Consider the following 10,156-nt stretch of genomic DNA (forward strand, 5'->3'; position numbering starts at 1 on the left):
GTTCATTAAAGGAGGAAAATATGAAAAATTTAAAAGAATTCCCTAATGGTTTCTTTTGGGGAGGTGCTACTGCCGCAAATCAATTCGAAGGAGCTTGGAACGTTGATGGTAAAGGTGTAAGTATCTCTGACATTATGACATCAGGAACACATAAAGAACCAAGAAGGATTACCCCATCTATTGATGAAGATAAATACTATTATCCATCTCATGAAGCCGTTGATTTCTATCATCACTATAAAGAAGATATCGCATTGTGTGCTGAGATGGGCTTTAATATCTTTAGAATGTCTATTAACTGGACTAGAATTTTCCCAAATGGTAATGAATCTGAACCAAATGAAGCAGGATTAAAATTCTATGACAATGTATTTAATGAACTTAAAAAATATAACATTGAACCGTTAGTAACAATTTATCATAATGAAAATCCACTATCATTAACATTTGAATGTAACGGTTGGTCAGATCGAAAATGTATTGATTACTATTTAAATTTCTGTGAAGTTTTATTCAAACGTTACAAAGATGTGGTTAAATATTGGATTCCATTTAATGAAATCAATTGCTTAACAACTAAATTAGGAAACTGGAATCACGCTGGTATCCTACATGAAGGTACTGAATTTTTCACATCACAAGGTGATGATCCAAATATGCGATTTGCTGCTTTACATCATCAATTTGTTGCAAGTGCTAAAGCTGTATTGCTTGGTAAACAAATAAATCCAGAATTTAAGTTTGGTACCATGATTTGTCATATCACTGTATATCCTCTTACTTGTAATCCAGATGATGTTATCTTGACTCAACAAGAAGACTTAATGCGAAATTGCTTTAGTGGTGATGTACAAGTAAAAGGTATTTATCCTTATTACATTAAGCATTATTTTGAACAAAATAATATTCACTTTGATATTACAGATGAAGATTTAGAAATTATTAAAAAAGGAGTTGTTGATTTCTATTCATTTAGTTACTACATGTCAAACTGTATCACTGCAAATAAAGATGCTGCGCAAGTATCTGGTAACATTATGGGTGGCGCAAAAAATCCTTATCTTACAGCTACAGAGTGGGATTGGCAAATCGACCCCAAAGGTCTTCGATACACATTAAATCATGTATATGATCGTTATGGTGTCCCTGTAATGGTAACAGAGAATGGACTTGGTGCTCGTGATACATTAACAGAAGACGGAAAAATACATGATGATTATCGTATCAATTACATAAAAAAACACATTGAACAAATGCGTCTCGCTATTGATGATGGAGTTGAACTAATTGGATATACTCCTTGGGCTACAATTGATTTAGTAAGTGTTTCTACAGGAGAAATGGAAAAACGTTATGGATTTATCTACGTTGATAAAGATAATGATGGTAACGGAACTTTAGATAGATACCGTAAAGACTCGTTTGAATGGTATAAAAAAGTTATTTCATCCAATGGTAATGATTTAGATTAATAGATTACTCATATCCCTTTCCCAAGGCTTAATATGAATAAAAGTTAGCAAGCGTTGATCTTATAGTGATCAGCACGTGCTAACTTTTTATTTTAATATTTTATTTTCAATAAATGTAACTATCGCTTTCATAGCTAAATTCGAATCAATTTCATTATACGCTGTACTATACTCATCTATAAACCCATGTTTAGAATCAAACAATAATATTTCGATATTACTTTTTTCCTTAATCTGATTTAATATCACTTCAGTATCATCATTTGAAAGTATTACTAGGGTAGGACATTGAGGATTAATATCAGCATAATCACGAATTCTTGAACCATAACAACATATCACTCCATCAACCAAATCACTCTCAGAACACTTATATGCAATCGTTGCTCCTACACTAAATCCAATAACAATAACTTTGTTGTAATGTCTTTTCAATTTTGTAGTTAAATATAGAACTTGTTTATCTTTATCAAATCCAACTCTGTTCATAAAAAAATCATATGCTACTTCTTTTTGTTCATATGAAAAAGCAGGTCTTTCCAATAAATTTGGAACATATACATCAAATCCAAGCAATTCTAATTCACGCTTCTTTTTTTCAATGAATTCATTTACACCATAAATTTCATGTAATAATATTACCGCATCTTTTTTAATTTGTTCCATACTTTCGCCTCTTCTCTTTCGTATTTGTTAAACTTTTGAAGCATGTTTTTATACTAGTATGGGAATACCTAATTTTATAAATCTTTTGACTAAGTATACTTTTAAATATTTTTCATATCACAATTAGCCTTTCGTAACAATAAAGTAAATTAATATTCTAATTTATAATTTAACCAACTAAGTCAATTTAATTGAATTCAGTTTCTTAAACAATCATCCACATTAACATTACCTCTACTTTCAACTATACATCTTTTATCTACAATTCTAAATACATATGCATATAGAAAAACTCCAGCATAAAACTGGAGTTTAACTTAAATCTAAAGCATTAAAAGGTGAAGGTCTTGAAAAACAATAACCTTGTGAATAATGAATTTGATGCCTTTCAATTTCTTCTTGAATTGAGTTGTTTTCAACAAATTCAGCTATTATTTGTACTTCTAATTGTTTACCTAAGAATACAATATTCTCTAGAACCTTTTTGCATAATTCATCACTCATGATGTTTTTAACAATACTACCATCTATTTTGATATAGTCAGGTGCTATTTGCGCAATTGCCATAAAGTTTGAATACCCAATACCAAAATCATCAATCGCAATCTTAACACCAAACCTTCTAACTTCATCTAGAAATTTCTTTAAAACTTGTAAATCACTAAAACTCTCATCCTCAAGAATTTCAAAAACAAAATTATCACACTTTTTCATATTCGATAATCTAGAAATAATAAAATCACTAACAGAATTATAACTTACATCATATGCTGATAGATTAATTGATACCTCAATATCAGTACCTTCAAATAAATTAAAAACTTTTTCAATCATCTTGGTGCTTAGTTTCGCATATAAATGATACTTCTTAGCAATACTCATAAAATCACTAGGAATATAAACTTTTCCATTTTCATCAACTATTCGCATTAATGCTTCGTATTTTCTTATCCACTTATTCCTGTTATCGAATATACCTTGGAAATATGGCGTTATTGTATCATTATTGATTGCATAGTTTAAAACATTTAATATCTTTTCTTCTTCCTCAAGTGACTTACCACCATTTATATTCAACTCATTAAAATTAACATAGTGCGTTTGTAAGTTTTGACATTCCTTTAGTGCAAGTATTCCTGTTTCCAACAAATCTTTATCTTTATAAAGCAATATAAATCGATTAATTAAAATATCATTAATATTTTCAAAATGAATTGTTTGGAAATGATCATATACAAAATCGATATGTTTAACAAAATCTTCATTGCTCACATTCGCACCCGCTGCAATAAACATCGTAGAATCATTCAACATATAATAGTAAAATTTTTCATTACCTAAAATATTATTCAAAAATCCAATAATTTTTTTAGATGCTTTACTCAATAAATCATGATATGAATCTTGTCCCAAACGTGATACTAATAAGTTAAAATTCTCAATTTGAATTAAACACATTTTATTAAAATGAATTTCTTTTTTATCATTTGAGTATTTTATTGAGTTACCCATTCCTGTAATTGAATCATGAAAAAGTTGTGTTTTTGATTTTTCTTGTTGGTCAAGTAATTTATCTAATAACATTTTATTCTCTTGTGTCATTGCTTGACTTTGTTTTTTCAAAACGAAGTTAACTAATTTATCATCATCAGTATGCACTCTAAATAAATCATCAAAAACCGAGAAATCAGGATTAATATAGCTTTCTTTTTCAGCTATCCCAATATAGACACATGATCCATTAAATGATTCATTGCGTTCTTGATTCCAACTTATTTCACCCAACATAAAAGCACCACAAATATTTGCATCTTTAAATGGTTTTAATTCCCACTCAGCACAATTTTCTAAGTATAGTTTTCTAAACACACAGCTATAACAGAAAAGTGTTTCAACTGGTTCTTTTGACAATTTCATACAAATGTCATAACACTCTTTTACGCATTTCGTTGGACTAACATAACCAATTCTAAAACTTGAATTAGCAGGTACTTTCATTTGATAAAAAGACATCATGTTCTTCTTTGCATCAAAATGAACAAATCTACTTACGCCATGATGTCCTTCTAGTATCAAAGGAAATTTTGTTAGTTCATCATTATCAGCGATATATTTCCAATATTTCAATTCCGTTAGTTTTTGAATACCAAACTGTTCAAAACACCAATCAGTAGCAGGGATATTCTCGATTTCCACTAAATATTTACCCTTAACCTTGTTCATTGTATAAACACCACTAATAGGTTCATGTGAAATATTAGCATCGCAGAATACGTTTAATTCATCATTTATATAACCAGCAAAAACAATTGCTGGTTCTTGTACATCATTATCTTTTATAACATATGGTTTTTTATTATCATCTAAATCACAGCCTGCTATACCTCCCGTTAATCTTACTGAAGGTAATTGTATGTTCATTTCATCAATAAACTCATTAACATCTATCCATTGAGACCCACAAAAAACATGCATTAATTTTACTTTATTATTTGCGATAGTATTTTTTATTTCCCGGACAACTTCACTAGGTGATTTCCCTGAATAATCAACGATTCCAGTAATTATATCAGTATCATCGAATTGTTCCAACATAACTAAAACATCTTCATTGTATTGTTTGCCATGGAATATAACACCATTTGTACTACATCCAATAATTTTTGCATTTGGCAATATATCAGCTATTTCTTCCGATATTAGCTTTGCATCCTCTTTAAGGTGATTAGGTAAATAAACGCGCACAAAACTAGGATATTTAACATCAATATCACTCTTGCTAACCAAGTATCCAAACTGCTCTTTTGAACTATATAGTAGTTGTAGATTTCTCATTATTTAACCCTCCTCTCAGATATAAATCTCTCTGTTTTTAATTATTTTATATGCTTTACATACAAAATATCCAAAGGTTTATAAATAGCATTCCTACCTATTCTTAATAATAGCATTTAACCTACCCAAATAGCAAAATTTTTCTTTAGTTTTACCCAAATAAGATTATTACTTTTAGTAAACAATTTTTAATCTTTTTTCTTGATTATCTTCTTAAAACAACAATATGTATTTTCTATCTTAAATCCATTTTCTTTTAATACTTCTACTAAAGCTGTTTCACTAATTTCAACCATGATTATAATTTTTTCTACCTTACTTTTATTAAACTTATAATAAGCAAGCATACCGTTAACTAAAACATCGTAAACAGAAGAATCTTCCGACCATATTCCAAATATCTCTGAGCTGTTATTTTTATAATTTTTTATAAATGTTCCGCCTTTAATCGTATCCATTTCTTTTACTTCAAATATATCCCATTCATTAAATTTTTCTTTTATTCGAACTGAATTCCAATATGCCGATTCAAAGTGTTCTTTATGAAATTTCAAATACTCATCTAATTCATCATATCCAACTTTTATTGTTTTATTCGCAGTAATTTTAGGTTCAATATCTTTTATATTTATCTCCATCATTAAAGAATCATCAATTAATTCGAATTGGTTATTCTTTAATAATTGTGTAAGTATTTGGTTTTCTTTTGTAAGCCCTATAAAACATGAATAGTTAGGATAGTTGTTTTCAATGTAATTTATAAACACTGATCCTACTTCATCATTTGCTTCTTCTATGTAAAAAGCACTCGTTTGTAAGTAATAATCATTTGGTATAACATCTAACAGTAATACACCTATTAACTTATTATCTTCATAACATCCTAATATTTCATTATTAGAATCATCCATCCGTGATAAGATCTTTTCTTTAATTTCATCTTTAGATGTGAATAAAGGAAAACTCCTAGTTTTATTAGATGAACAGTGACTCCATGAAAAGCTAATCAATTCCTCAATATTATTATTTTCCCCACTCTTAATTATCATAAGTATTCTCCATTTATTAATTAAAGCATATGCTAGTCGTTATTTACTAGTATTATTAATCAAATATATTTATAATTGGTTTAATAGGCTAGGTATTTATATGGAAATAAAGAGAGTTAACAGTTATAGTGATAATCGATTTACTCAAGAAACACTTAATCAACACGGTGCATATATAATAAATGATACATATTTAGTAAGTATTAATATTATATCTATCAATAGCGCCATAGTACTTATGGATAACTATATCTATGCTGATGAAGTGATAGATGAATTCCGTTTTTATAGCGAGCACATAACCAAGTTTTATGACAAGAATCAACTATTAATTAAAGAATTCAATGAAATTAAATTAACGAAAACTAACATCCTTGATTTACAACCATCACAATTTTACATTGATATTGATAAATTAAATGCCATTAATTCTTTTGTACATAATGAGAATGACATAATAATTCCTATTACAAAAATAGGTAATGATTTAATAATACTTGATGGTCATACTCGAATGTTCGCTGCTATACAAAAACAAATTAGCACTTGTTATGTCTATGAAACTAATGCTGATTCTTACATTTCTGACTTTGTTTTCGAAGCGAAATCACGGGATATCACAAACTGCAATCACCTAACCATTCTGTCTCATATTGACTATACACAGAAATGGATTAATTATTGCAATAAATATTTTAATCAACAATGAATAATTCATTTTAAGTACTCTATTTAGATAGCATATTGTGGATTCTATCTGATATTTTCATCAAGTTCATATCGTGAACATTCTAATTCTATTAATTCTCATACCATTCTTTTTTATTAACTCTTGTACTAATGGCGTTTAAATACGCATAAATAAAAACCTGCGCACTAAACACAGGTTCATTCTATTATCCTTTAAATCTATGGAAAAATATTTTAATGATTTTACTGAATTATGTTAAATTTAAGTTACCAACTAGAATTCACAAATTACATTCGGTCAAACTTTTCTTTTATTTTGCGTTTTATCTTAAAAAATAGGTGTGTCGTATGCTGTTCATTTTCAACTAGTAACTCATAGGCTTCCATAACGCCTGCAGAGTATGCAAATCCTAACAAACCGATTGCAAATCCAAGAAAAACAAATGAATGATAGGCAGACCACACAATGAACCCTTTTGCAGTCAATGCTAAAATAAAAATACCCGTAATAAATAAAATAGTGCAAGGAATAGCTACTAATACATACTTCCTTTTATTCAAAGCATACTCATTAGATAGTTCTTTCAAATAATCATAATCAAATAAAAGTGACTCTTGTTTTAAAACTTTGTATTGAGTTTGGTCCGAAAATATTGCTAATACAATTGAGATAATACCAATGATTACGAAAATTGTCATACCCAAATAGCGCATTATCATATCTGTAGAAAAAATTACATATGGTACCCCTGCCAATGCCCAAAACATAAATCCTATCCCAACATATCGGCTAATTCTTTTTTCATTAGCTATATATCCTTTTGCCATTTCTCTGCTTACATAGTAACCCTTATCATCAGCATTCTTTTCATTCTTGTCATTTTTCAATAAAAAATCAGTTGATACTTCAAAAATATTAGATAATTGCAAGAGTTTTTCTGTTTCGGGAAAACCTTGATTATTTTCCCATTTGCTAATTGCCTGCCTAGTTGTTCCAAGTTGTTCAGCCAAATTCTCTTGTGATAGTCCTTTTTCTTTCCTCAATTTAAAAATCTTTTCTCCTAAATTCATTTTGTGAATACCTCCTGTGATTTGATAACTAAATCCTATCAAGTCACCTTGTTATTTTCTATCTTTTTTGAAATGCACATTGTCAACTTGAAGTTGCAAGTATGTAACATAGCATTAAACCCATTTAAAAAGCCTTTATCTCGAGGCTTAAACAACTGTTTCTATCGCATTAAATTTAATTGTGTCATTAGTAAAATTAGATATAGTACAAGCAAGTGAAAAACGAAAGTCTCAATGTTTTACATTTTACCTTTGTAATCGTGTAAAAATCTACGCTCGTATTTTAACTTAGCATATTTTTGAACCTTTTGTAAATATATAGGATTATACGCCCCGCCGATAATACCAATCACAGGTAAGCCCTGCAAAAATTTCATGTACAACAGTTCGTTTGAAAGCACTGTCGCGGTTTGCTCAATCTGTGTGTCTTGAGAATATCCCAATGGCAGTTGGTAGTTTTCAATAAACTCGTTTAGCATTTGATTTCCTGTTGTGAGTTCTTCATCATGAGAAAGAGATGTTTGTATTAGATGTAAAATAAAATATTTTTCGACTTCTTGTTCATAGTCATACCCATAATGCAATGAAATTTCGTATATGCTCTTTAGTAACATTCCAGTAAATAAAGCGATATCAGGTAGCCCAATCCCAAGCGCACCCAACCCAATTCCCTCAAGACCAGAAATCAAGAGGTTTTTTCGTCCTGTTTTACTTGCCTGTTTTGAAAATTGCCGCAAACTCTTCCGGTTCTCTTTTAGATCTACAGCATAACGGTTTACTTTAAATTGTCGCTGTACATTTTCCCGTTGATATGTTTTTTCAATAATCTTCGTTCCTTTTTCAAAAATAAGTTTAAAAGCTTTGACAAACGCAATATTTAAAGTGCCTTGCAATTTCGGAGGCACCTTTTCTTCCAGCATATTGTTTATAGTAGACACTTTTTTCTCAACACTACGCTTCAAATAAGCAGCTTCTCTTTTTATAAGATTATTCCATTGCTTTTGCCACGGACTTACCATACTATCACCTATAGTGCAATCAAAAATGAATGCCGTCCCTTCTTTTTCGTATCCTATTTATTTTAACTTTTTTGTAGTGAAGATGAAAATAGATTTTTGCTGTTCCAGCAGATTATGCTCATAATCTTGTTTATAACGTACATTAACGTAGCAATTTATATACTGCAGTTAAAGTCATTTCATTATCACAGCCACTGTCATTATTTATCTCAATATCATAGGCAATGTTATTATGAATCAGACATAAGTTCATAAAACACAGAAAAATACCTATATCAATTTGATTGTAATAAACCACTTGTGCAACAGGCATTATTCCACGCTTTCCAAATTTCTTATATCTGAATACTTTAATTTCATCACCAATATGCTCAACAAACCAAGGTTGAGTGTTACATGCACTTGGAGCAAATCTCACAATGTCAGTTACTCCTGTAACTGGTTCTCCAGACCATATTTCATCTACTGGTTTGCGTTTACTTTTAAACATATCTTTTCTAAACTTTTGTTCATTATCAATTTTAGATATTGCTATCATTATGACAAAATCAAGTCCATCAAACACTGGTTCTTCAGTTTTACCTATTCCAAACCACAATGTACCAATATTATTTGAAACCAAATACAATTCCAACTGCTCCCCCAAATAGCCAATGTTTTGTAAATAATTATCCTTTTTCTCACTATAAAATAAAATACTATATTCCTGACCACGTTTGCACGAGGTTTGAGATGCAGGAACAATTTTAATTTTGGTTTTAATGTCTAAAATTAAAGGTGTAAGATTTCTGTATGTTTCTTCAATTTCATATAGCTCTTGTTGGCTTATTTTTTTATTACCTATATTCCGAAATAGGTGAAAGGATTTTCGTTTAAAAATCATTTCATAGTTAACATTATTCATACAATTCCTTCCTAAAAAAGTGCATAATTCTTCACTTAATATAAACAATCTTACATATAATATAACATAATTCTCGCTTAAAAACAGACCTACTGTCCGACAAGAAAAACACAAATCTATTTTAGATTATTCCCTTGTTAACTGTATGAGTTCCTTTTGGAAAAAATATTATATTGTCTCTTTCTTCAGGTTTAGATGATGCGATTAATACTGTTAAAATCGCTAGTGTAGTATTGCTAATCGTTTGTCTATTCTTCATTAAGTTATAAACAAAGATAGTAGCCGCTATTCTCTTATTTGCATCATAAAAACAATGGTTCTTTGTAATGAAGCAGAGTAAATTAACTGCTTTATCTTCAAGTGTTGGATAAAGTTCTACTCCTCCATAACTTTGGTAGATTTGATTTATACTTGATTGAAATGATTCATCTCTTTCTTTTCCAAATAAGT

The 10,156-nt window shown here is 29.4% G+C and carries 9 protein-coding genes; 2 read left to right on the plus strand and 7 right to left on the minus strand.

Annotated features, from left to right (window positions below):
• The first annotated feature begins 20 nt into the window (after nt 1-20).
• A complete protein-coding gene (locus RR430_RS04525) occupies nt 21-1,472 on the plus strand; it encodes a glycoside hydrolase family 1 protein (RefSeq protein ID WP_332486897.1) in 1,452 nt (483 codons plus the stop codon).
• An 87-nt stretch (nt 1,473-1,559) separates the two neighbouring features.
• Here RR430_RS04525 and RR430_RS04530 read toward each other — a convergent pair whose 3' ends face one another.
• The 3 genes from RR430_RS04530 to RR430_RS04540 all read right to left on the minus strand — a co-directional run bounded on the left by RR430_RS04530 (nt 1,560) and on the right by RR430_RS04540 (nt 6,022).
• A complete protein-coding gene (locus RR430_RS04530) occupies nt 1,560-2,138 on the minus strand; it encodes a dienelactone hydrolase family protein (protein WP_332486898.1) in 579 nt (192 codons plus the stop codon).
• Nucleotides 2,139-2,450: 312 nt separating this feature from the next.
• Nucleotides 2,451-4,973, minus strand: a complete 2,523-nt coding sequence (locus RR430_RS04535) for a bifunctional diguanylate cyclase/phosphodiesterase (protein WP_332486899.1) — start codon at nt 4,971-4,973, stop codon at nt 2,451-2,453.
• 188 nt (nt 4,974-5,161) lie between these two features.
• On the minus strand, nt 5,162-6,022 hold the full coding sequence (locus RR430_RS04540; RefSeq protein ID WP_332486900.1) for a hypothetical protein: 861 nt from the start codon (nt 6,020-6,022) through the stop codon (nt 5,162-5,164).
• Between the two features lie 100 nt (nt 6,023-6,122).
• Between RR430_RS04540 and RR430_RS04545 the strand changes: the two genes are divergently transcribed.
• Nucleotides 6,123-6,731, plus strand: coding sequence for a hypothetical protein (locus tag RR430_RS04545; RefSeq protein ID WP_332486901.1), 609 nt, complete (start codon nt 6,123-6,125; stop codon nt 6,729-6,731).
• 269 nt (nt 6,732-7,000) lie between these two features.
• Here the strand turns inward: RR430_RS04545 and RR430_RS04550 are convergent, their stop codons facing one another.
• The 4 genes from RR430_RS04550 to RR430_RS04565 form a co-directional block, all read right to left on the minus strand.
• On the minus strand, nt 7,001-7,783 hold the full coding sequence (locus tag RR430_RS04550) for a helix-turn-helix domain-containing protein (protein ID WP_332486903.1): 783 nt from the start codon (nt 7,781-7,783) through the stop codon (nt 7,001-7,003).
• A gap of 239 nt (nt 7,784-8,022) precedes the next feature.
• Entirely contained in the window at nt 8,023-8,802 is a 780-nt protein-coding gene (locus tag RR430_RS04555; protein ID WP_332486904.1) for an EcsC family protein, read from the minus strand.
• Nucleotides 8,803-8,944: 142 nt separating this feature from the next.
• Nucleotides 8,945-9,706 (minus strand): nitroreductase family protein, encoded by a 762-nt coding sequence (locus RR430_RS04560; RefSeq protein WP_332486905.1) that lies wholly within the window; start codon nt 9,704-9,706, stop codon nt 8,945-8,947.
• Between the two features lie 121 nt (nt 9,707-9,827).
• On the minus strand, nt 9,828-10,156 hold a 329-nt coding region (locus tag RR430_RS04565; protein ID WP_332508718.1), incomplete at its 5' end, for a type II toxin-antitoxin system death-on-curing family toxin.

This window comes from Anaerorhabdus sp., from assembly GCF_036641015.1.
Lineage (GTDB): Bacteria > Bacillota_I > Bacilli_A > Erysipelotrichales > Erysipelotrichaceae > Anaerorhabdus.

Coding starts and splice junctions, on each gene's coding strand:
- RR430_RS04525 (WP_332486897.1), top strand. CDS start 21: ATGAAAAATTTAAAAGAATTCCCTAATGGTTTCTTTTGGGGAGGTGCT.
- RR430_RS04530 (WP_332486898.1), bottom strand. CDS start 2,138: ATGGAACAAATTAAAAAAGATGCGGTAATATTATTACATGAAATTTAT.
- RR430_RS04535 (WP_332486899.1), bottom strand. CDS start 4,973: ATGAGAAATCTACAACTACTATATAGTTCAAAAGAGCAGTTTGGATAC.
- RR430_RS04540 (WP_332486900.1), bottom strand. CDS start 6,022: ATGATAATTAAGAGTGGGGAAAATAATAATATTGAGGAATTGATTAGC.
- RR430_RS04545 (WP_332486901.1), top strand. CDS start 6,123: ATGGAAATAAAGAGAGTTAACAGTTATAGTGATAATCGATTTACTCAA.
- RR430_RS04550 (WP_332486903.1), bottom strand. CDS start 7,783: ATGAATTTAGGAGAAAAGATTTTTAAATTGAGGAAAGAAAAAGGACTA.
- RR430_RS04555 (WP_332486904.1), bottom strand. CDS start 8,802: ATGGTAAGTCCGTGGCAAAAGCAATGGAATAATCTTATAAAAAGAGAA.
- RR430_RS04560 (WP_332486905.1), bottom strand. CDS start 9,706: ATGAATAATGTTAACTATGAAATGATTTTTAAACGAAAATCCTTTCAC.